Here is a 21,814-nt window from a genome sequence, read left to right as displayed (position 1 = left end):
AGTAATCACATTGCAAACATAACATAAATTAAAATATTGAGTTGCGTTTTGATACTACTCAATAGTTAGTTAATTATAAAGATTTTGGATAAGTAGGGTGGAAAACATCCACCCTAGCTGAATTAACCCGGTAAAATCACGGTATCGATAACGTGTACCACGCCATTATCAGCTTCGATATCTGCTGCTAAAACTGTGGCATTTTTAACTTCAAAACCATCTAAAGAATGAATTTTAATCGGTGAACCTTCCACAGAATTAACCGTGCCGAGTTCTGCCAAATCAGCCTTTAGCAGCTTTCCTGGAACGACATGATACTTTAAAATTCGCGTTAGCTGGGGAATATTCTGTAACAGAGTTTGGATAGTTCCCGGCGGTAATTTGGCAAAAGCATCGTCATTTGGTGCAAAGACAGTGAACGGGCCAGGACTTTTTAATGTTTCTACTAAACCAGCAGCTTGTACAGCCGCCACTAGTGTTTTGAAAGACTCAGCCGTAACAGCAATATCAACAATATCAGCCATACATCTGACCTAAATTTTTGCAAAAGATTTTAAAGGATAATAAACCTATTTGAAGTTTTATTAAATAGGGTGGGGAAAAGAGGCAGGGGAGCAAGGGAGCAGAGGGGCAGGGGAAGCAGGGGAGGTAGGAAGACAAGGGGGACAAGGGGACAAGGGGACAAGAGGTGAGAACTTGAAACAAGTCTTTCTCCTTGTCCCTAATTCTCCTTGTCCCCAAGTCCTCTTCCCAATTCCCATTAATTACGATTAGCTTTCCAATTTGCTAGATCGGTTAAAGAGCGATCGCGGTAACGTCCGTAACGCTCTTGTTTACTTTTGATTTTCGCACCCAATTCGGGAAAAATACCAAAATTGGGGGGCATTGGTTGGAAATGCTTCGGCGAAGCGGAACTAATAAATTCCAATAACGCACCCATCATTGTTGTTGGTGGTAAAACCAAAGCTTCTTTACCCAAAGCTAGCCGTGCTGCATTAATTCCCGCCAAGCAGCCACCCGCAGCCGCAGCAGTATAGCCTTCAGTACCAATCAACTGTCCAGCAGCTAACAACGTTGGACGTTCTTTAAATTGCAGAGTTGGATGCATTAGCTGAGGGGCATTAATAAAAGTGTTACGGTGCATAACTCCCAACCGCACAAACTCCGCCTTTTCCAAACTGGGAATTAGCTGAAATATCCGCTTTTGCTCACCCCAACGCAGATTAGTTTGGAATCCTACCATATTCCACAGTTGACCGGCTTTGTCTTCTTGTCGCAACTGCACCACAGCATAAGGACGTTCCCCGGTGCGAGTATCTGACAATCCTACTGGCTTCAACGGGCCGTAGCGCATGGTATCTTCCCCACGCTGTGCTAGTTCTTCAATGGGTAAACACGCTTCAAAAAATTTTGCTGTTTCCCGTTCAAAACCTTTGAGTTCTGTTTGTTCAGCTTTACAAAGTTCTTCTCGAAAGTGCAAATACTGCTCTTTATTCATTGGGCAGTTGAGATAAGCAGCTTCACCTTTGTCATAACGTGATGCCATAAAAGCAACGTCACGATTAATCGATTCTCCCACAATGATCGGACTAGCCGCATCGAAAAAGCTGAGGTATTCCATCCCCGTAAAGCGTTGCAAATCTTCGGCTAATTCGGGGCTGGTTAAAGGTCCAGTTGCCAAAACCACAATTCCTTCAGGAATCGCAGATACTTCACCCCGGCGAAATTCAATTAAAGGATGGCTGGCTAAAGTTTGAGTCAAGTCTTGGCCAAATTGTCCCCTGTCTACCGCTAGCGCCCCTCCCGCAGGTACGGCGTGTTCATCAGCTTTGGAGATGACAATAGAACCAAGTTGACGTAATTCTTCATGCAATAATCCCGCCGCGCGATCGCTTGCCATTGCCCCAAAGGAATTACTACAGACTAATTCTGCCAAATGTTCTGTATGATGAGCAGGACTGAAACGTTTTGGACGCATTTCATGGAGAATTACCGGTACTCCAGCTTGGGCTATTTGCCACGCTGCTTCAGTTCCAGCTAGTCCACCTCCAATTACTTGTATCGGTTGTTGTTCCATAGTTAAATTTTTAGTTCCCATATCATAAGTATCCATCAGCATCAGCGCTAGGACACATCAACAACTAAAGTATTGCTGAGTTGGATTTGAAACTTTTGTACAAAAATACAAAAACTCAATTTTTTCCCTGTGCCTAGAGCATAAGATTTAAATAACTAAATTAAACTGTATTGAGTCATCAGTTAAAACAGATAAGATTTTGGATTTTCAGGGATTAAGTCTACCCCCAATTACAAATTATCTGTATTAATTCCTTTTTCTCTGAGTTTCGCTAACAATTCTTGATAGCGATCGCGCTCTTTTTCTAATTCTTGTAAAGCCGCTTCCTTTGCTTGACATTCCCGTTCTGCACGTTGGCGTTCCTGTTGGCGTAACTGGTCAATTTCTACGGGTGACAAAAACTTTTGTCCGGTAGGAGAAACAATTTCCAGGGTATCCGGTGTTAATGTAAAACTGATTCCCAAACGCGGACTTACCCAGCCATTCATCTCCTCGATGACTTCAAAACTATCCCCAGAACGGAGCAAGCCATTTAAATCGTTTTTAGCCGGATCATAAATATAATATTCTTCCACGCCGTAATGCTGGTAAAACTGAAATTTTTTGGTCATTTCTTTGAGGGTGTTACCTGGCGATAGTATTTCAAATACTACCTGTGGGGGGATATTATCTTCATCCCACTGTAAATAGAAACCCCGTTTTCCTTTTGGTCTACCAAAGACTACCATTGTATCCGGTGCTTGTTTGAGATTCGGGTTTCCTTGAACTGGATACCAAAACAAATCTCCGGCGATAAATACATCAGTTGTTGATGCAAATAGGATTTCTAAATTTTCTTTAATTTTGACAATCCATGCAAATTGTTCTGTATTATCCGCCATTGGCTGTCCGTCGCTTTCCGGGTAGATGACTTCGGTGGTGGTTTCTGTTGTAACTTGTTGTACCATTGCTGCACCTCCAAGTATGGGGTTTTTAGCTGATATTTCTAGTTGAGAAAATACGTAAATGCAAAGCGCCTTGTAGCCAGACATCGCTTGTCTGAACTTATTCATTGAAAGGTGTTTGCTGTATTGCTTGCTGGACTTGTGCAATATCCAAATCTAACGCCTGTGATATCTGTTCCACGCTTAAACCAAGTGCTAGCAGTTTAGGTACAGCTTCTAATTTTGCCTCAAAACGACCTTTTTGTTTACCTTCTTCTTCAGCTTCTTGATAAACCCGTGTTTGCTTCAACTCACTTAACCCAAACATAGCTTCTATCTCCTCTCGACTTATGTTAGGCAATTTATAAACTAAGATTGTCTCTATTAATTCTAGTAATTGTTTTTGTGGTAGTTGCAAATTTACGGCTTGTTTAGTACGGTTAATTAGTTCTCTGGCGGTAGTAATAGTTGTATCTTCATTTTCAATTACTAATTTTAGGGTAGCAATACCTATTGGTAGTGATGCAGCTTCGCCTAATTCATCCAAGTAAATTATACTAATGCGATCGCTGTTGAAGAATTCGTGGCAATCTTGTAGCTCACCAGTATCTATACTCCTTCTGGGATAAATCACCACTCCTCGCCAAGAATTTTTAGATTTATTTTGCCGTAAATAGAGAAATGCTTCCGAAACTAGGCGCAAATAAATATCTGAATCTGGTTGAAATTGAACTTCAACGAAATAAATTGGATTTTCTTCGTCTTGAGTGGGAAGAAATACACCATCTATTCTAAAGGCAGTTTGTTTGATTTCAACTGAAGAGAATTGATAGATATTTGCAGTTTCAGGAGAATTGCCAATCAGTTCAAAGAAGACACTGGGGAATTCTTGAAATAGGCGATAAAATATGCTATCAGTTTTCACTCTGGATGTTGTAGCAAAATTTTTAACTTCAGCAATTTTATAATGTGCTGCTCTCTGATTGCATAAATTATGCAAGATGGAAAACTAACTATTTGGCAGCTTTTTGTATTTTTTGATCGTAAATTCCATGCTTATGGAAATTTCCGATCGCGCACTTCCACCGCATAATCTTGTACAGCCTTGGTAATCGTCTCTCGCAAGTTGGTGTAAACCTTGGCGAACGGTGGATGTTTTTCAGCCAGTCCGATTACATCCGAGGTAACTAAAACCTGTCCATCGCAGTGAATTCCTGCACCGATACCAATTGTCGGAATGCTAAGTTTTTGTGTAATCTGCATTGCCAAATCTGCGGGTATATGCTCTAAAACTATAGAAAATACACCTGCTTGTTCGAGAGCGATCGCTTCTTGTAAAATTCTCTCACTCGCTTCTTGGGTTTTCCCTTGTTGCCGCAAACCGAGTTGATGTACTGATTGCGGTGTCAAACCGACATGACCCATTACCGGAATTCCAGCTTGAACCAAACGAGCAATAGTTTCTGCGATCGCTGGATAGCCACCCTCCAATTTTACCCCTTGAGCGCCCGTTTCCTTTAGTACCCGCCCAGCTGAGTGCATTGCTTGTTGAAGACTTTCTTGATACGTCAAAAATGGTAAATCTACAACGACTAATGCCCGTTTAACCCCACGACGCACAGATTTGGCATGGTATATCATCTCATCCAAAGTTATCGGCAGTGTTGTTTCATACCCTAAAACTACTGCCATAGAGTCACCCACAAGGATTAAGTCTACACCAGCTGCATCGATGAGTTGAGCGATCGCATAATCCCAGGCGGTCAACGCGACAATTGAACGTCCCTGTTGTTTCCATTGAATTAATTGCTGGGTAGTGATTGCCATTTTTAATTAGGGGATAGGTGATAGGGGATAAGTGATAGGTATAGGTGATCGGCTAAAAGAATTCAGTCCCCTGTACCCTGTAACCTGTCCCCTAATTCCTACTTAACAGCGCGACTGAAAGCAATATGGGTTTTTGCACTATCCGTTTTGGGCATTAACCAAGCCAGACCTTCACTAGTGCCAATCCATAGTTTATTGCTGATGTCAGGTACAAGGGCAAGAACCCGACTAGAAGGAAGTCCAGCAACTTCTGCATCTAACACAGCGCCTGTATTTGGATTTAATCGTAACAAACCATTGCTAGTTCCAACCCAGACACTACCATCTTTAGCAAAACGTACCGCCGTCACATCACGCCCACGCAGGCGAGTCACAGACCGCAAAACTGCACCAGTTTTTGGGTTAATGACTAGCAAATTATTCGGCATTCCGGCCCAAATTAAGCCTTCTGGACTGATAGCTAAAGCTTGAACAGTCGTCCCTGGTAAATCGGCAATGCGCTTCATAATCGAAGCACTAGCAGTATTTACCCGCACCAATCCATCAAGAGTGCCAACCCACAGTTGACCTTCAGCATCTAAAGTTAGGGTGTTGGCGCTGACACCAGGCAGATTTTTTACTGTTGTCATAATCAAACCTTGGTCAGGACTAATTAGGGCTAAACCACTATCAGTTCCAGTCCACAAATAACCCCGTTTGTCAAGCAACAGTGACAAAACCCGTTTAGAAGGCAAAAATAAATTCTGTGCGGTGATTTCATTCGTGCGAGGGTCTACTCGAACTAGTCCGCCATAACTTCCCACCCACAAGCGTCCTACTTTGTCTTGGGCTAAAGCACCAATGGCAACATTCGGTAAGCTAACACGAGAAATAATCTTGCCAGTTTTAGGATCAATCCGCGATAATCCCCGCCAAGAACCTACCCAAAGATTGCCTGTAACATCTGCCAGTAAGTTACCAACACGATAATCAGTTTCTGGCGAATTTTCTTGCACTCCGCGCTCATCGGGCAAAGATTCTACTCGCGGTGGCGGTGCAGAAGGTGGATAAGCGGGGGTTAAATCAGATGATTTGATGTCAGGGGTTTTTTGTGCCCATCCCATACCTGGCACAGCTATCAACCCAAACAAGATAGAAGTAATCAATAAACTAGTACGCTTGCAAAATAGTACCACGGTGACATTTCCTTTGGAGACATTACCCATAGTCATTACCTAAACTGGCTTTGGGTTAATTTCAGTGTTCCCCTAGTTGGGATTTTTTAAACATTGGGGATTGGGGACTGGAGAATAAATATTTAGGAATACTTTTTTATTACCCAGTCCCGAAACACTATTGATGACACCTTGTAAAGCGTTTGTAATAAAATGTTAAATCATTATGTAATAACAAAACTAAATATATAAGTTCAAAACTTTGAAAGAATAACTTATCGAATTATTGATATATTGTGGAATAAGTTACAAATTACGTGGTGTGCAATTTTTTATCTTTCGCTCACCACCCTGCTAAATCTCTGTCAAGTAAATTCTTTTCTGGTATCTTTTCCATCAATGGGGAAGATAGAAGGAGTGTAGAGGTGGGAATGTCTGCCAGCCAGCCCAATCCCCTGAATACCCCAATTTGTAGGGGAATTATCTAAAATAAAGCCGCGAAAAGCGGGAGTTTTGGTGAAATTGAGAAGGTTTAGTCGGGTGCGAAAAAGAGGTAAAAAAGAATTTTGATTCGTATAAAGAGGAAACAGTAGAAGCGCTAGGTCGTGTACCCCTAGAAGGGGATAACACTGGTGAGGAGGGCTACCACCGCTACCAAAGTGTCCGCCGCAAAAAAACTGCAACCCTTGGGCAAAAACAACCCCCAACAAAAATTTTTCCCGAATCTTCTCCTTGATGAAGGGGGAAAAAAGGGGTGAGGGGAAGTTGCACAAAACGTGATTTGATAATTAATTAAGAGTGATTTCAGGGAAGGATAAAATATGTCTTACGCTCAAACGAAGACTCAGAGCAAGTCTGGGTATCAAGCCGGGGTTAAAGATTACAGATTAACTTATTACACACCCGATTACACACCAAAAGATACCGATCTTCTAGCTGCGTTCCGCATGACACCCCAGCCCGGTGTTCCTCCCGAAGAAGCAGGTGCGGCTGTAGCGGCTGAGTCTTCCACAGGTACTTGGACAACTGTGTGGACAGACTTGCTCACCGACCTTGATCGCTACAAAGGTCGTTGTTATGACATCGAACCAGTTCCCGGCGAAGACAACCAGTACATCTGCTACGTTGCTTATCCTTTGGACTTGTTTGAAGAAGGTTCTGTAACCAACGTATTAACCTCAATTGTAGGTAACGTATTTGGTTTCAAAGCTCTGCGGGCACTACGTCTAGAAGACATCCGTTTCCCAGTAGCTTACATCAAGACCTTCCAAGGGCCTCCTCACGGTATCCAAGTTGAGCGCGACAAGTTAAACAAATACGGTCGTCCTTTACTAGGTTGTACCATTAAGCCCAAATTGGGTCTTTCCGCTAAGAACTACGGACGCGCTGTATACGAGTGCTTACGCGGTGGTTTGGACTTCACCAAAGACGACGAAAACATTAACTCCGCACCATTCCAAAGATGGCGCGATCGCTTCTTGTTTGTAGCTGAAGCTATCAACAAAGCTCAAGCAGAAACCGGTGAAATTAAAGGTCACTACCTAAACGTCACCGCTCCTACTTGCGAACAAATGTTGCAACGGGCTGAGTACGCTAAAGAACTCAAAATGCCCATCATCATGCATGACTACCTCACCGCAGGTTTCACCGCCAACACCACATTGTCTCGTTGGTGCCGCGATAACGGTATCTTGCTACACATTCACCGTGCTATGCACGCTGTAATCGACCGTCAAAAGAACCACGGTATCCACTTCCGTGTATTGGCTAAAGCTCTACGTTTGTCTGGTGGTGATCACATCCACACCGGCACCGTAGTTGGTAAGTTGGAAGGTGAGCGCGGCATCACAATGGGCTTCGTTGACCTGTTGCGTGAAAACTACATTGAGCAAGACAAGTCTCGTGGTATTTACTTTACCCAAGACTGGGCTTCTCTACCTGGTGTAATGGCAGTTGCTTCTGGTGGTATCCACGTATGGCACATGCCCGCGCTAGTAGAAATCTTTGGTGATGACTCCGTACTACAATTCGGTGGTGGTACTCTGGGACACCCTTGGGGTAACGCTCCTGGAGCAACCGCTAACCGCGTCGCCTTGGAAGCTGTTGTTCAAGCTCGTAACGAAGGCCGTAACTTGGCTCGTGAAGGTAACGATATCATCCGCGAAGCAGCCAAGTGGTCTCCTGAACTAGCTGTTGCTTGCGAACTGTGGAAAGAAATCAAGTTCGAGTTTGAAGCAATGGATACCGTCTGATCTGAGTTAACAGTTAAGAGTTAAGAGTTAAGAGTTAGGATTTGCATTAATTCATAACTCATAACTCATAACTCATAACTCTTTAGGGCTGGGGTCAAGCATGAATCTTAAGCAAATTGCGAAGGACACAGCCAAAACTCTCCAAAGCTATCTGACTTATCAGGCTCTAAGGACAGTATTGGCACAGCTAGGCGAAACTAATCCTCCATTAGAACTTTGGTTGCATAACTTTTCGTCTGGCAAAATTCAAAATGGTGAGTCATACATTGAGCAACTGCTGAGAGAAAAACCAGATTTGGCTTTGCGAATCATGACTGTCAGAGAACACATTGCGGAAGAAATTGCAGAATTTTTACCGGAAATGGTTCGCACTGGTATTCAGCAAGCCAATATGGAACAGCGTCGCCAGCATTTAGAACGCATCACACGAATAGACACATCTAGCCCCAGTCTGCAACCAGAACAGCAAACAACTTCAGATCAGAATTTGGATAACTTATCCAATTAGTTCGGTCAACCTAGTAGTCAAAAATCGCAACCCATTATCAAAAAGCTATGCAAACTTTACCAAAAGAGCGTCGTTACGAAACCCTTTCTTATCTGCCACCCCTGACTGACGCTCAAATTGCCAAGCAGATTCAGTACATTTTGAATCAAGGTTACATTCCAGCGATCGAGTTCAACGAAACTTCTGAGCCAACAGAATTATATTGGACAATGTGGAAGCTACCTTTGTTCGGTGCTAAATCTACTCAAGAAGTATTGAGCGAAGTTCAAGGATGCCGTTCTCAATTCAACACCAGCTATATCCGTGTTGTGGGTTTTGACAACATCAAGCAGTGCCAAGTTCTCAGCTTTTTGGTTCACAAACCTAACAAAGCTACCAGATACTAAAGCTAGCGTTGCTTTAAGTAATTAGTTTATCTTCATAGGAGAGGTGGAATTATCTGCCTCTCCTATTTACTAGGTTTGTTTTTAAACGCAGAGGGACGCAATGGAAAACGCAGAGGGACGCAGAGAATAACTCAGCGCCGCTTTGTGTAAACCTCTGCTTTTTTTAAATATAATAAATGGAATTACAGCATCTGTCGGAAGTAAGAATTTGCTTTGTTGGTGACTCCTTCGTTAACGGTACTGGCGACCAAGAATATCTTGGTTGGACAGGGAGAGTATGTGTTAATGCTAATAAAAAAGGTTATGACATTACTTACTATAATTTAGGAATTAGGCGTGATACAAGTACTGATATAGCAAAGCGTTGGTTACAAGAAGTATCACTGCGATTACCCAAGGAATATGATGGCAGAGTTGTATTTTCTTTTGGATTGAATGACACAACATTAGAAAATGCTAAAACTCGCGTGGATTTGGCAGTTTCTATCAAAAATACCCATGAAATTTTAAGCGAAGCTCAAAAGTTATATCCTGTTTTGATGGTTGGACCCGCACCCTACGCAGAACAAGAAGATTCTCAAAGAAAGCAGAAAACTATAGATTTATCCAACCAATATGCTTTGATTTGTAAAGGATTAAATGTACCTTATTTAGACGTTTTTCCGATATTAGAAATATCAAATATCTGGATTAATGAAGCAAGAGCCAATGATGGGGTTCATCCTCAAGCAGGCGGTTATGAAGAATTTGCCCAAATAGTAGAAAATTGGGACGCTTGGTTAAATTGGTTTCCTGTGATTTAATCGAACATTCAAAGTTAGGATAGTGGTAGCACCTAATTTTTATATCCAAAGGTGGTAATTATGCAGCAAATTACTCTAGCTGAAGCATCTCAAAATTTATCCGACTTAATTGAAGTAGCACTCAGTGGTGAGGAAATTATCATCATCAAAGATAATCAACCTGTTGTGAAGTTAACTCCTGTGTCGCAAGTTAAACGCCTCCGTCAACCTGGAAGCGCAAAGGGTTTAATTACAATATCTGATGACTTTGATGAACCACTGGAAGATTTCAAGGAATATATGGAATGAGATTATTGCTGGATATACATACTTTTATTTAGTATGTGACAGATAATTCAAGACTTAGTAATCAAGTAGTAGAGTTAATTAATAATGAAAATAATGAAATTTTGCTAAGTATAGCTAGTCTATGGGAAATAGCTATTAAGCAGAATTTAGGCAAGCTTAGTTTTAATCAGCCATTTGAGATATTCATCACACAGCAACTAAACCTCAAGATTTTAGGTTACTCGATATCAAAATTAGCCATGTTACTGTTGTTGCCACACTACCCTCACATCATCGCGATCCATTTGACCGAATTTTAATTGCACAAGCACTCGCAGAAAATATACTTATACTGAGTGCTGATAAAATTTTTGATCTATATCCAATAAGACGTTTATGGTAAATAGCGTTGCTTTTCTACCAAAAGATAAATAAACAGTCATCACCAAAAAAACTTAACATTACTTTAGGCAGTGCTAGGCAAAGATAATTTTATGGGTTACTACATCGCTCCCCGCTTTTTGGACAAACTGGCTGTCCACATCACCAAAAACTTTCTAAAGCTTCCTGGTGTGCGAGTTCCCGTGATTTTAGGTATTCACGGACGCAAAGGAGAAGGCAAAACATTTCAATGTCAATTAGTCTTCGAGAAAATGGGTATCGAAGTGACTAATATCTCTGGCGGCGAATTGGAAAGTCCAGATGCAGGAGATCCAGCGCGGTTGATTCGGCTGCGGTATCGGGAAACAGCAGAACTGATCAAAGTACGCGGCAAAATGTGTGTACTGATGATTAACGATTTAGATGCGGGGGCTGGACGCTTTGATGAAGGCACGCAATATACTGTAAATACGCAGTTGGTGAATGCCACACTGATGAATATTGCTGATAATCCTACAGATGTGCAGTTGCCTGGAAGCTACGATTCCACACCTTTACATCGTGTACCGATTATTGTCACAGGTAATGATTTTTCTACCCTCTATGCACCGTTAATTCGGGATGGACGGATGGAGAAATTTTACTGGGAACCAGACAGAGACGACAAAGTGGGAATTGTCAAAGGGATTTTTGAACCGGATGGACTATCGCAGAAGGAAGTTGAACAACTAGTTGATACATTTGTCAACCAGTCAATTGACTTTTTTAGCGCTTTGCGATCGCGCATTTATGACGAACAAATCCGCAACTACATCCATAAAGTAGGTTTTGAGAAAGTATCCTTGAGTGTGGTTAACAGCACTGAAGGGCCACCAGAATTTAAAAAGCCTGATTTCAGGCTGTCTCACTTAATCGAGTCTGGTAACTTCCTCGTTGGTGAACAAAAACGGGTGGAAAATTCCCATTTGGTTGATGATTACAACCGACTCAATCGAGGTAGAAATTCTCAATCTGCACAGCCTGCTGCTGTAACACCAATTAATCAGCCGTCAAGCAATGGTGCAACTCAAGAAGCAAAAACGAATGGATTCCAGAAACAGGAAGTATCAAGCCCACATTTAACCCTAGAGACACAAGAACAGATTCGGCAATTATTATCTCAAGGTTACAAAATCAGCATTGAACACGTAGATGAGCGCCGTTTCCGCACAGGTTCTTGGCAAAGTTGTGTTCATAGCCACATTGATGCCGAGTCTGATGCAATCTCAAACTTAGAGGCAACTTTGGCAGAATATAGCGGTGAGTATATCCGCTTAGTAGGTATTGATCCGAAAGCCAAGCGGCGGGTTTTAGAGACAATTATTCATCGTCCGCATGGGAAAAATTAGGAATAGATAATTGAGAAAGAGCGATCGCTTTTGTCAATTCTCAAACAACTGGAAAAATATGCTTCCTCAATTTCGGGACTTACGCAAAAAATAGCCCAAAGCTTGATTTTCTAGTAGGGACAATACCCTGCGGGTACTAACTCGTAGAGTAGCCGCAAAGCGTCTACATTAATTGCCCCTACCGCCTGTCGTTTTGCGTAAGTCCTAAATTTGATAGCTGAATCTTTATACCTTAACTACAGGTAGCAGCTGAAGCCGAGTTAACCCTTGTTAAATCGCTAGTGAATACTGCTGTGTATATATAAGGAGATGCACCAGAGCAAGTCATGGAGTTGGTATTAGTGCGGCGGGGAGTCCACCATGACTTTGCCTCTACAGTTAAATTTGTGCCATCCCATGACAGGCTTCTGACAACTAAAGAATTTGTATTTCCATTATCTGCCTTTTTCGCAGATAAAAATGTAGCATAGTAAACCTCGCCATTGGCTGGATTAATCCGGGCTATAACTGCGACTTTTGGCCCGCCTCCACTACCATAGCTAGACAACCAGCGCCCGGTTGCAAAGCGGCGAAAATCATTACCAGTCTGACTGCCAGTGGAAGAGTAAACGCCATATAAAAAATTTCCCCCAGTCCAATACAAACCGTAGCCTGTACCGTCGTCATTTGTTGTTTCGTAATCAGTTCTACACCATGTTTTAATACCATTATTAAAACGGATAGTTATAGGGTTTTTGTTATTAGATGAGACTTGCTGATAACCAATGTAAAAGGCTGAACTTCCACTAACTACTCTGGGCCCCTTTTTGCCTTTGATTGTCGCTTCACTATCATTGCAACTAAATGTCACAGCATTCCCAATAGATGAATTTACTATTTCGGCAAAAGCTGGAGGGACATTTTGTGTGAGGACTAAATCAGCTACTAATACGACAGATAAAGAGAAACCTGCCAAATACTTTTGAAATTTTTGAGAATAAATCATGATATAAATCTGCCGAGAAATTGTAAGGGAAAAACACCGTATCACTATAAACTCTAATGAGAGTTTAGACAAGCAAAATTGTTGAAATTCGCAGATAGCAACATTTGCAGCATTACGATAAATGAGGCTAGACTACAAAATGCTTAACAGAATATGCATGACATTGCATGGTATTAACTGTATATAAAGCTTTCTTATCCAAAGAGCCTCATTGAATAGATTGATGATCAATTCAGAATCTAAATGCTCTCTAATAAATGCTGCGTGGGTATCTTGTTCGCAAAGCTAGACTAGACTTGCGCCTTGTGTCATCACCAAATCTATGATTTGGTGAGGGTAAAAAGACTTCATTGATTAAGAAGATTGCAGACTTGCTACTACTGCGCTATTCAATTTTTAAGCCAGAATTAATTCTCAATTCTAATTCTTCACTCTTGAATTCTGTTTGAGAAATTGCGACAAATACTTTTAGAGAACAAATAATATTTGTTCCTTTTTTATCTCTATTATTAGAAGATTGAATTCATATTTGAATCCATTGATTTCAGTCCAGCCGATCTTAAGTCAGCTTTTTATAGAATATGTGATGTCCGTTTTTGGAGGAGACATAGATATATTCCTTAAATAGGGTTCTAAAGTTAGTTTGGCTTAGTCAAGCTGTTTTTTGGTTCAGTAAAATTCGTGAATAATTTTATTTCTCATAAAACTAATACATTAATCTGAGTAATTTCTCTTAATTAAGATATTGGATCTAGTTTTTTGGGCAATTGCTTGTTAGTGATGAATATCGGAATATTCATCATAATGGCTCGATTTCGTCTTATTTTATCGATACAGAGAGCGGGAATAGCTGATTACAGGCTCTGCTTGCAGTGATAGATTAATTCAGAATGTATTCCCATACTCCGTATGAGAATGAGCAAAAAAGCAAAACTTCATCAAGCTACTGGTCTATCGCAAAAGTTTTGATAGGTTTGTAGTAAGCACTTTAGTGCTTGAATATTTGAGGACTAAAGTCCTCACTACAAACGTATTTACCACTCATAACTAATGCGAGAGACCACTAGGTTTTTAAGACTTGTGTATACACTGTAGTCTTCTAAAAACTGGGGGATAACTCTACAAAAATTGTCTGTACACCTAAGTTGACAAGGAGAGATATGGTATTTTGGGCTGGAGGTTAGGTATATATTGGACTAATCAACCCAGAAGCGCTAGAAATGCTGCTTCACCACGTCTAAGGGTGAACAATTCCAATAATCGATATGGGAGACAATCAAACCATCAGAGTTAAGACCTAATTCACTCCAACCAGGAATAGAAATCCGTGGCTTCCAGGGGAGAGGAGTATTCCAACTGAGTGTCCACTCAGTTTTGATTGTGTCTCCTAAACGTTGAATATTATGTAAGTCCATCTTGGGATCTAAAAACCAAGTTTGGATAAAATTAATCATTTTTTGATAACGTTTAACACCACGAAATTTATTCAGTGGGTCTTGAAAATAAACGTCTGGAGCGTAAATGCTGTAAGTTTGATTGACTGGGAATCTTTGATAGTCTTCTTTGAGAATTTCAATGATATCCATAATCGTCGCTTTATATTCGATGTCCTCGCTGATAGAGGATATCAGGTTTTTGACAACTTTTTAGTTTTGGGTACTAAATTCAACACAGTTAAAATAGCGGTTAGAAATCGGGTCTATACGAAGAAAACCCGCGCAGACGGGTTAAAAAACCTTAAGTTTCTCTAGTTCGAGAAGCCGGACTTTGTTTCTATAACTGCCTTCGCGTCAGCGTACCGGAGGCTCTATTCAATTCGCCGGGGCTTTTGGGATTTCCAAGGAATAAATTATCCCAAAAAACGAACCACAGAGACGCAGAGAACACAGAGAGAGGAGAAATTAAGAGGATTTTTGTGTCAGTTTTGGAATATTTTTTTATTTGGAAGTCCCTTTTATTAACGCCAATGTTGGGGTATATTCAGATTTTCCGGTAGGATTGTTGTGCGATCGCCAAATGCCTCTTCAATCTGCTGTAATTCTAGGTTCTCACATCCGCTCAAGTTTGCCCTAAAGAGATTAGTTTCTTGGAGGTTGGCATCTTGCAGATTAGCTGTACTAAGTAACACGCCTTCTAAGTTGGCCCCAGCAAGTTTTGCGTTTTGCAGGTTACTGCCAATCAGGTTTGCATCTTCGAGGTTGCTACCCTCAAAGTTGGCTTCAAAGAGATTAGCATCACAAAGAATTGCTCCTTCCAAGTTGGCATCACAAAGAATTGCTCCTACCAAACTAGCATCACAAAGAATTGCCCCTTCCAAGTTGGCATCATAAAGGATTGCCTTCGAGAGGTTTGCTTTTCTGAGAATTACGCCTTGCAAATTGGCTTCTGGAAGGGTTGCCTTAGAGAGGTTTGCTTCATAGAAGACTGACCCACAAAGATTGGTTACTGATAGGTCTGCCTCGGATAAATTTGCTTGTGTAAAATTTACCCATTGTAAGTTAGCTCCTACGAAAATTGCCTTAGAGAGGTTAGCTTCCGTTAAGTCTGCATTACTGAGGTCTGTATTGCGTAAATCTAGTTTTTGATTTACTGGGTCTTTATGTGAATCGCGTCGCCCAATGACAGTTATCGCTGTTTGAATATCTGTAGGAAGTTTTGATGATACCTGTAACTCATCCTCATATTTTTGATTTACCGGAGCATTCTCGCGGATAAAAGCAGCGAGAATTTCCATAATTGTCCAATGGTCTTTGGGAGAATCTTTGGCAATTCGTTCTAAAGCATAAATTGCGGCAAACCGCGTTTCAATTTTTTCATTTCCTAGTTGTTCAATTGCTTTAGAAAAGCGTTCGGGAACAATTTCTTGGGGAGTTGGTTGCTTGTAATTGATACCAGTTACTATGTTGTTATCCCAAGCTAGTGTCCCAGCAAGGATCTGCATTAACAGACTCTGATTTTCATCCAAAGAGAGTCTGGATGTATAGTAAGCATTAATAATTAATGCTAGTCCTCCAATAATGATCGCAATAGTTGTTAAGGCTTGAGTGATATATTCTATTTTTTCTTGGTTTGAAAGTCCTTGAATATTTTCAAATAAGGAAAAGATTAGAGTTAAAGAAAAAATAAATATAACTGAGATAAATACCAGCAAAATCGTGAGCCCATTTGTCTTTATGAAAGACATGTTATAAGTCTTCATATTTGACTCCTTACGGAAATAAATTTAGGTTGATTTTAAGAGCATCCGTAAATATCTGATAGCGTACAAACACGGAACTACTTGACATATACTTAAATCTATTTCATAGAAATTATCTATAAAATATCTGATAACTTATTTTGTAAACATCCTCTGAAATGCGGCTTTTTGGGTTTGTTTGCGATCGCAAAGACTGACATGATGAGTAGATTGCTGCGGATAGGCCCAATTAAACCCCGACTGCGGTGAGTGTTGAAGCTTAATGCAATCGAGGCTTCAGAGGTTGTTTTAAAAGTGTTTCACTGTGAATTTAGCCAGGGGGATTTCCGCGATTATGTTAACGCAAACCTAAAATTTCGGAAATCGCCGTCACAATATCCAAATAAAAGTTGCCTTTTACTGCGCGAAATAATTCAAATTTAGAATCAGGCGCACCAAAAAATGGTCTGAGAAACCATCCTAACTGCATACCAACAAAGGCATAAAGCAATAACCAGGATCTTAAAATAGTGGTGCGGGTTTTTTTACCGACTTCATCTTGTTGAGAAAGTAATTGCATCCCTTCATATAAAAATTTCACACCAAAGATGCCTGTAATACCAAAAATTAGCACATTCAATAGTTTGAAAAATTGATATGAATCTGGTGTAGTGATGAGAAAAAATAGTGTAACGGGTGCCAAGCTAAATAAAAGTACGCTAATCACTGATACAGATGTGAGTAATACAACGAAATGCTGTAAAACACTGCTCCGAGAACCAAACAAAACATTAAAAAAGAACAAAGTCGGGAAACAAATAATCAGTGTGATTAAATAGAATACCGGAAGTTTAATCGCACCAGATAATGCCTGTGCCCAACTGTGAGATGCACCGATAATTGCTCCATAAAGAGCAAAGAATATAGAACTAGTTACGAATAGAGAACTGATTTTATTTTGTAACCTGACTCCCTGACGGATTTCTTCTAAAAAAGACTGGCGATCGCGCAGTAAATTAACCAAGACACCAAATTGTTGAATTCCGCGATTCTGCTTTTTCAGCATAATTTTATAGTTTGTATATTTTGTGAAATTACTAATGACTAATTAACGGAATCCAAAAAGATAGCTAAGAGATTTAATGACGCTTAAATAGAAATTACCTTCTCTTTCGCGGAATAGTTCAAATACAGAACCAGGTGTGCCAAAAAATGGTCTGAGAGTCCATCCTAACTGACTGCCTACGAAAGCGTAAAGAAATAGCCAAAATTGTAAAATCTTTTGGCGTGTCTTACTACCTTCATCATCTTGTTCTAAAACTAAACTCGTCGCCTGATATAAAGACGAAATACCAATAAATCCAGTTAATGCAAAGATGAATACATTTAACAGAATTAAAAATTGGTAATTATTCGTGGTAATCAAGAAAAAGAGGGTGATTGGTGCAAAGCTAAATAAAAGTACGCTTGTGACTGAAACCGCAGTTAATACTAATGCTAAATGCTGTGCAAAAGTCCGCTTGGAACCAAAAATGATGTTAGCAAAGAACAACGTCGGGATACAAATCAAAAGTGTGATTAAATAAAGGGCTGGGAGTTTAATGGCGGAAGACAAAGCTTGCATCCAGCTATGGTATGCACCAATGATTCCACCATACGCGGCGAGAAATAAGGAACTGCAAACCAGCAGAGAAATGATTTTAGTTGGTAATCTCGTACCTTGGCGAATTTCCTCCAGAAAACCTGGGCGATCGCGCAGGAATCCAATCAGGACTGCAAAGTATTTGATTCCTAATGATTTCCGTTCAATCATGTTATCCTCACACTGATAAAATTCTAAGTTTCATCTGAGTAATCACCGCCAGAACCATACTTCCAGGCATCAACCAAACGATGCCAATAATATTGTTGTTCATTTGGTTGATTCTTAATCCATGTTTCTAACATTGGACTCAACCAAAACAAGGCAGTATATACACCTAAATTGCCGTAATGTAACGTCCAATCTAATAAACTTCCTAAACCTACTTGCGGAATGATTTTGGCAACTATTCCCGGATGAGATAAACCAGTTTTTAACAGTGTTTGGGTTAGTGCCGAAAACTGCACTATATCCTGTAAAAATGGTTTTAACACTGGTGTACCCAACTGTTGCATTTCTTGAAATACTGCCGACAGGAGTTGGTTAATTTGATCTGGGGCAATTTTCTGATTTATACCAACACTCATCGCTTTTTGAAACAACCAGGTAACAGTCAGACTTGGCTGATATGGTTGCAGCAGTGCTAAAGCTTTTACAGATAATTGTTCTGTTTCTAGCGCTTCGTAAATGCCATAAGTTAAACGCTTCAGGTGACGCACCATTGCCCCAAAACCACCAAAACTCAAGGGAGACTGACTACCACTGCTGTCTCCGGCTGGCAAAATGCGATTCCAAAGAGTTTTGAGAGGACTTTGCCGATAGGTAGGAAAGAAGCCAAATAACGCCCGTTGAAATTTTAGCTTGCTCAATTCCACTCCCTGATATTCTGGTAAGAGACGCAGATATTCTTCAAATAGACCTTCTAAACTCAAACGTTGGGGATGTGCATCCATGTAGGTAAACAAGTAAGTGGTTCTGCCATCCCTGGCTGGGAAAGCTTCCCAGAAGTACTGACATTGATTTTGCAAAGGCGTAAATGATAACAACAAGTCGCCTGAGTTATTTTCCGGAAAACCTTGGGCACAACTTCCGACAACTAAGCACAGCGCGTCTGGTTTTTTGCCTTGGCGTGCTTGTTGGCTGATGGGTGAAAGATGTCCCATTGCGTCGATTAATAACCGAGTTTTGAATTGCTTATTTATCATCACCCCATCTGGATGAACGATCGCTTCAGTAAAGGGTGTATTTTCTAACAACTTCCCACCCACAGCGAGAAATCGGGTCTTCAATGTAGCCAGGAGATAAACTGGATCTACGCCAATATTCAAGACATCTTCTACCCAAACTTCTGTACCGCCATCAAAACTAACTCGCGCTGGATTATATTTAGTTGCGATCGCAGTTTCTAATTCATCCTCAGTCAGCAAGTTTAATTCCACAAACACATCTAATTCTTGCCGAGAGATATTCCACTCTTGTTCTCTCCCCCGTAAAATACCCCGTTCCATCAACGCTACCCGCAGTCCCTTCACCGCTAAGGCGCAACCAATTAAAATACCTAAAGTGCCACCGCAGATCAGCACATCGAAATCGACAACGCCTAAAGGTTGTTGATTTTCTTTAACTAACTGTGGTGCGGGTGCGGAGTTTTCGCGCAGAGATGTGAGGATGCGATCGCCTTGACGCAACCCTCCTAAAACATCACCTGGTAATTGGGAAAGAATTTCTTCAGTTAAAGACATCGGGTTTGATTCCAGCAAAGTTACTAGTATCGATCGTATCTTTGTTGGAACAACGCCCTTATCCCAAACCGAATAGTTTTGCGATCGCAGGCAATAATTTATTACCAGCTTCAACCAGCGATGCGATCGCAGGTAAGCCTGTAAATATCCCTTTCAACATAGTGATTGCTGTTTTTGCAGTCTTTTGCTTGGTGGATTCTTGAGGATTTTTACCCGCTTCTGCCAAACTGTTCACCTGTTCTAGCGCTTCGGCTTTGTCTTCTTCTGACAAATATGTGGATTGGATGATTGCATCTTGCAACTGTGACAATAATTCTTTGATTCCTGGTTTCTCGGCATCGGTTGCATCAGGTAACTGATTGAGGGCAATACTCACGTTACCGCTAATGGTTCCTAAATTAGCAATAGAATTATTGCCAGCGATACCGCTAACATTACTGCTACCTTGAATATTGATGCCACTGATATCTGACATATTTGTATCTCCTTGTGTATAAAATTTGGGCTGCTTGAGAGCAGTATCTACCATATTTTCTAAACTAATAATGCGCTTATCTTTTTCTACCAGCAATAATTGCTGACTCTGCGATAAAGCTTTGAGTTGATTATAATCATCAAAATATTCTGCACTCAGTTGAGATTTATCGCTCCCTGCGGCGGTTTTGGCTCTGAGTAAGATTTTATCTTCGCCGCGTTTCTCCATTGCCACGATTTCTAACTCGGCTTCGGGATGGTTTTCGGCAAGGTTTTTGAAGGCTATGGCAACGGCGCGGGGGTCAACGCCTTGATTATGGTAAAGGTCGAGGGTGTCAAAAATTGGCTTGATAAAGTCGGCAAAATCCCCGTCTGCAAATACTTCTTGTTTATTATCAGGTTTGCGGAGAGGGTCAGGGTCTTGTTTGGTGGGTAAACGCATGAAGATATATTCACACCTCACCCCATGCAATTTAGTTGTATTTGTAATCCCCCAATCTTCAATGTACGCGCCTGTGAGAGTTGCACCAGTTAAATCTGTGCCGTCTAGTTGCGTTTGCTTCAGCTTTGCTCTTGAAAAATCGGCATCTTGCAAATTAGCTTCACTGAGATCAGCGTTAATAAAGCTTGCATCCACTAGGTTAGCTGCTTGTAGGTTGACACCTCGCAGTGATAGATCATCAAAATTTTTATTTTGTCCTTGTCCTGTAATTACTAGCTCGCGTACTTGGGGTTTTTCAAGATAAGTTGCATAAACACGAGCAAAATCAAGCTTTTGAGCTTGTAACCAGCAAGCATGAGTTACATTAGCAGATCCAAAATTAGTATTTTTCAGCATCGCCGCAGTAAAATTAGCATCTGTTAAATCAGCCATGCGAAAACTTGTACCACCCGTGTTGATTATGGCAGTCTTTAAACACTCGTCAGCGACTGCTATGGAAAAAGGAACTATACCAGCTTCAACCCTAGCTCTAGCTGTAGATATAATTGCGGCTCTAGAGCCAAATACAGCTATGTATATAAACCCCAAAAACGCTAAAACAATTGGCACACCACCAACTAAAACAACATTAAATATAGATACAGGACTAGCTACAACTGCTGAGATAATCAAAGCCAAAATCAAAGCTATAAAACCAGCTATAGTTAAAACCAGATTTGCAGTCAGAGCAACAGCCCAGTTATACCTAGAAGCAACCAGAGCTACGCTGATAACTACCAGTGAAGCTATTAGTAAAGCCACAATTACAGATTTTGATAGTGCGGATGAAACTAATAAGACTGTTACTATTGCTGCACTAATTGCCCAATGCCATTGCAGTCCAGCTTTAGCATGACTGAAGTTTGCCTTTCTCAAATTGACATTGGTAAAGTTTGCCCCTCGGATGTCGGCATAGCTAAAGTTAGCACCCACAAGGTCTTTTCTACCTTTGAAATTGCGTCCTCGGAGATTTTGACCGGAGAAGTCTAAAGCCATGTTCCACTTTACGGAGGTGAGCAAATTTTACTACACGCTCACCCCTGTAAATTTAAGAATGGTTAGATATTTTTCATGAATGGAGTTCAAAGGCTCGTTCACGAGTATAAAAGACTCGTTAACGGAGTTCAAAGCCTCGTTCACGAGTATAAAAGACTCGTTAACGGAGTTCAAAGACTCATTCACGAGTATAAAAGACTCGTTAACGGAGTTCAAAGGCTCGTTCACGAGTATCAAAGACTCATTAACGGAGTTCAAAGGCTCGTTCACGAGTATAAAAGACTCATTTACGAGTATAAAAGACTCATTAACGGAGTTCAAAGACTCATTCACGAGTATCAAAGCCTTGT

21 protein-coding genes are annotated in these 21,814 nt (G+C 40.8%); 7 read left to right on the top strand and 14 right to left on the bottom strand.

The genetic code is table 11. From position 1 onward, the window contains the following. Positions 1-122 precede the first annotated feature (122 nt). The 7 genes from GJB62_RS19270 to GJB62_RS19240 all read right to left on the bottom strand — a co-directional run bounded on the left by GJB62_RS19270 (position 123) and on the right by GJB62_RS19240 (position 6,688). A complete protein-coding gene (locus GJB62_RS19270) occupies positions 123-524 on the bottom strand; it encodes a fasciclin domain-containing protein (protein WP_012410532.1) in 402 nt (133 codons plus the stop codon). 236 nt (positions 525-760) lie between these two features. Further along, positions 761-2,077, bottom strand: a complete 1,317-nt coding sequence (trmFO, locus tag GJB62_RS19265) for an FADH(2)-oxidizing methylenetetrahydrofolate--tRNA-(uracil(54)-C(5))-methyltransferase TrmFO (RefSeq protein WP_114083002.1) — start codon at positions 2,075-2,077, stop codon at positions 761-763. A 230-nt stretch (positions 2,078-2,307) separates the two neighbouring features. After that, positions 2,308-3,024, bottom strand: coding sequence for a Uma2 family endonuclease (locus GJB62_RS19260; RefSeq protein WP_114083001.1), 717 nt, complete (start codon positions 3,022-3,024; stop codon positions 2,308-2,310). Positions 3,025-3,121: 97 nt separating this feature from the next. Beyond that, a complete protein-coding gene (locus GJB62_RS19255) occupies positions 3,122-3,925 on the bottom strand; it encodes an Rpn family recombination-promoting nuclease/putative transposase (RefSeq protein ID WP_114083000.1) in 804 nt (267 codons plus the stop codon). 131 nt (positions 3,926-4,056) lie between these two features. After that, entirely contained in the window at positions 4,057-4,827 is a 771-nt protein-coding gene (gene panB / locus GJB62_RS19250; protein WP_114082929.1) for a 3-methyl-2-oxobutanoate hydroxymethyltransferase, read from the bottom strand. 98 nt (positions 4,828-4,925) lie between these two features. After that, positions 4,926-6,038: a two-component regulator propeller domain-containing protein gene (locus tag GJB62_RS19245; protein ID WP_114082928.1), complete on the bottom strand. Its 1,113-nt coding sequence runs from the start codon at positions 6,036-6,038 to the stop codon at positions 4,926-4,928. A gap of 308 nt (positions 6,039-6,346) precedes the next feature. Next, a complete protein-coding gene (locus GJB62_RS19240) occupies positions 6,347-6,688 on the bottom strand; it encodes a hypothetical protein (protein ID WP_159402536.1) in 342 nt (113 codons plus the stop codon). Positions 6,689-6,802: 114 nt separating this feature from the next. On the opposite strand from GJB62_RS19240, the gene GJB62_RS19235 reads away from it, so the two are divergent. From GJB62_RS19235 to GJB62_RS19210, 7 genes are all read left to right on the top strand, one after another. Continuing rightward, positions 6,803-8,233: a form I ribulose bisphosphate carboxylase large subunit gene (locus tag GJB62_RS19235; RefSeq protein WP_114082926.1), complete on the top strand. Its 1,431-nt coding sequence runs from the start codon at positions 6,803-6,805 to the stop codon at positions 8,231-8,233. A 100-nt stretch (positions 8,234-8,333) separates the two neighbouring features. Then, positions 8,334-8,741 (top strand): chaperonin family protein RbcX, encoded by a 408-nt coding sequence (locus tag GJB62_RS19230; protein WP_114082925.1) that lies wholly within the window; start codon positions 8,334-8,336, stop codon positions 8,739-8,741. A gap of 47 nt (positions 8,742-8,788) precedes the next feature. Beyond that, entirely contained in the window at positions 8,789-9,127 is a 339-nt protein-coding gene (locus tag GJB62_RS19225) for a ribulose bisphosphate carboxylase small subunit (protein WP_114082924.1), read from the top strand. Between the two features lie 176 nt (positions 9,128-9,303). After that, a complete protein-coding gene (locus GJB62_RS19220; protein WP_114082923.1) occupies positions 9,304-9,930 on the top strand; it encodes a GDSL-type esterase/lipase family protein in 627 nt (208 codons plus the stop codon). A 60-nt stretch (positions 9,931-9,990) separates the two neighbouring features. Continuing rightward, positions 9,991-10,218, top strand: coding sequence for a type II toxin-antitoxin system Phd/YefM family antitoxin (locus GJB62_RS19215; RefSeq protein WP_114082922.1), 228 nt, complete (start codon positions 9,991-9,993; stop codon positions 10,216-10,218). A gap of 181 nt (positions 10,219-10,399) precedes the next feature. Continuing rightward, on the top strand, positions 10,400-10,600 hold the full coding sequence (locus tag GJB62_RS37520; RefSeq protein WP_309472816.1) for a type II toxin-antitoxin system VapC family toxin: 201 nt from the start codon (positions 10,400-10,402) through the stop codon (positions 10,598-10,600). 91 nt (positions 10,601-10,691) lie between these two features. Continuing rightward, a complete protein-coding gene (locus GJB62_RS19210) occupies positions 10,692-11,966 on the top strand; it encodes a ribulose bisphosphate carboxylase small subunit (protein WP_114082921.1) in 1,275 nt (424 codons plus the stop codon). A 232-nt stretch (positions 11,967-12,198) separates the two neighbouring features. On the opposite strand, the gene GJB62_RS19205 is transcribed toward GJB62_RS19210, so the two are convergent. The 7 genes from GJB62_RS19205 to GJB62_RS19175 all read right to left on the bottom strand — a co-directional run bounded on the left by GJB62_RS19205 (position 12,199) and on the right by GJB62_RS19175 (position 21,464). Further along, on the bottom strand, positions 12,199-12,951 hold the full coding sequence (locus GJB62_RS19205; RefSeq protein WP_114082920.1) for a hypothetical protein: 753 nt from the start codon (positions 12,949-12,951) through the stop codon (positions 12,199-12,201). 1,214 nt (positions 12,952-14,165) lie between these two features. Then, entirely contained in the window at positions 14,166-14,537 is a 372-nt protein-coding gene (locus tag GJB62_RS19200; protein ID WP_114082919.1) for a DUF2358 domain-containing protein, read from the bottom strand. A gap of 371 nt (positions 14,538-14,908) precedes the next feature. Next, positions 14,909-16,135 carry a pentapeptide repeat-containing protein gene (locus GJB62_RS19195; RefSeq protein ID WP_114082918.1) on the bottom strand — a complete coding sequence of 409 codons (1,227 nt, stop codon included), beginning with the start codon at positions 16,133-16,135 and terminating at the stop codon, positions 14,909-14,911. Between the two features lie 352 nt (positions 16,136-16,487). Continuing rightward, entirely contained in the window at positions 16,488-17,195 is a 708-nt protein-coding gene (locus GJB62_RS19190; protein WP_114082917.1) for an actin-binding WH2 domain-containing protein, read from the bottom strand. 42 nt (positions 17,196-17,237) lie between these two features. Further along, positions 17,238-17,942, bottom strand: a complete 705-nt coding sequence (locus GJB62_RS19185) for an actin-binding WH2 domain-containing protein (protein ID WP_114082916.1) — start codon at positions 17,940-17,942, stop codon at positions 17,238-17,240. 23 nt (positions 17,943-17,965) lie between these two features. Further along, positions 17,966-19,513, bottom strand: coding sequence for an FAD-binding oxidoreductase (locus GJB62_RS19180; protein WP_114082915.1), 1,548 nt, complete (start codon positions 19,511-19,513; stop codon positions 17,966-17,968). A 58-nt stretch (positions 19,514-19,571) separates the two neighbouring features. Next, positions 19,572-21,464, bottom strand: a complete 1,893-nt coding sequence (locus GJB62_RS19175; RefSeq protein WP_114082914.1) for a pentapeptide repeat-containing protein — start codon at positions 21,462-21,464, stop codon at positions 19,572-19,574. Between the last annotated feature and the right edge of the window lie 350 nt (positions 21,465-21,814).

The sequence above is a fragment of the Nostoc sp. ATCC 53789 genome (genome assembly GCF_009873495.1).
Classification (GTDB): Bacteria; Cyanobacteriota; Cyanobacteriia; order Cyanobacteriales; family Nostocaceae; genus Nostoc; species Nostoc muscorum_A.
Note: the sequence above shows the minus strand (reverse complement) of the source record. Positions and strands in the feature narration are given on the sequence as shown.

Coding starts and splice junctions, on each gene's coding strand:
- trmFO (WP_114083002.1), bottom strand. CDS start 2,077: ATGGAACAACAACCGATACAAGTAATTGGAGGTGGACTAGCTGGAACT.
- GJB62_RS19235 (WP_114082926.1), top strand. CDS start 6,803: ATGTCTTACGCTCAAACGAAGACTCAGAGCAAGTCTGGGTATCAAGCC.
- GJB62_RS19215 (WP_114082922.1), top strand. CDS start 9,991: ATGCAGCAAATTACTCTAGCTGAAGCATCTCAAAATTTATCCGACTTA.
- GJB62_RS19190 (WP_114082917.1), bottom strand. CDS start 17,195: ATGCTGAAAAAGCAGAATCGCGGAATTCAACAATTTGGTGTCTTGGTT.
- GJB62_RS19270 (WP_012410532.1), bottom strand. CDS start 524: ATGGCTGATATTGTTGATATTGCTGTTACGGCTGAGTCTTTCAAAACA.
- GJB62_RS19245 (WP_114082928.1), bottom strand. CDS start 6,038: ATGACTATGGGTAATGTCTCCAAAGGAAATGTCACCGTGGTACTATTT.
- GJB62_RS19175 (WP_114082914.1), bottom strand. CDS start 21,464: ATGGCTTTAGACTTCTCCGGTCAAAATCTCCGAGGACGCAATTTCAAA.
- GJB62_RS19230 (WP_114082925.1), top strand. CDS start 8,334: ATGAATCTTAAGCAAATTGCGAAGGACACAGCCAAAACTCTCCAAAGC.
- GJB62_RS19220 (WP_114082923.1), top strand. CDS start 9,304: ATGGAATTACAGCATCTGTCGGAAGTAAGAATTTGCTTTGTTGGTGAC.
- GJB62_RS19205 (WP_114082920.1), bottom strand. CDS start 12,951: ATGATTTATTCTCAAAAATTTCAAAAGTATTTGGCAGGTTTCTCTTTA.
- GJB62_RS19195 (WP_114082918.1), bottom strand. CDS start 16,135: ATGTCTTTCATAAAGACAAATGGGCTCACGATTTTGCTGGTATTTATC.
- GJB62_RS19180 (WP_114082915.1), bottom strand. CDS start 19,513: ATGTCTTTAACTGAAGAAATTCTTTCCCAATTACCAGGTGATGTTTTA.
- GJB62_RS19225 (WP_114082924.1), top strand. CDS start 8,789: ATGCAAACTTTACCAAAAGAGCGTCGTTACGAAACCCTTTCTTATCTG.
- GJB62_RS19260 (WP_114083001.1), bottom strand. CDS start 3,024: ATGGTACAACAAGTTACAACAGAAACCACCACCGAAGTCATCTACCCG.
- GJB62_RS19185 (WP_114082916.1), bottom strand. CDS start 17,942: ATGATTGAACGGAAATCATTAGGAATCAAATACTTTGCAGTCCTGATT.
- GJB62_RS19200 (WP_114082919.1), bottom strand. CDS start 14,537: ATGGATATCATTGAAATTCTCAAAGAAGACTATCAAAGATTCCCAGTC.
- GJB62_RS19210 (WP_114082921.1), top strand. CDS start 10,692: ATGGGTTACTACATCGCTCCCCGCTTTTTGGACAAACTGGCTGTCCAC.
- panB (WP_114082929.1), bottom strand. CDS start 4,827: ATGGCAATCACTACCCAGCAATTAATTCAATGGAAACAACAGGGACGT.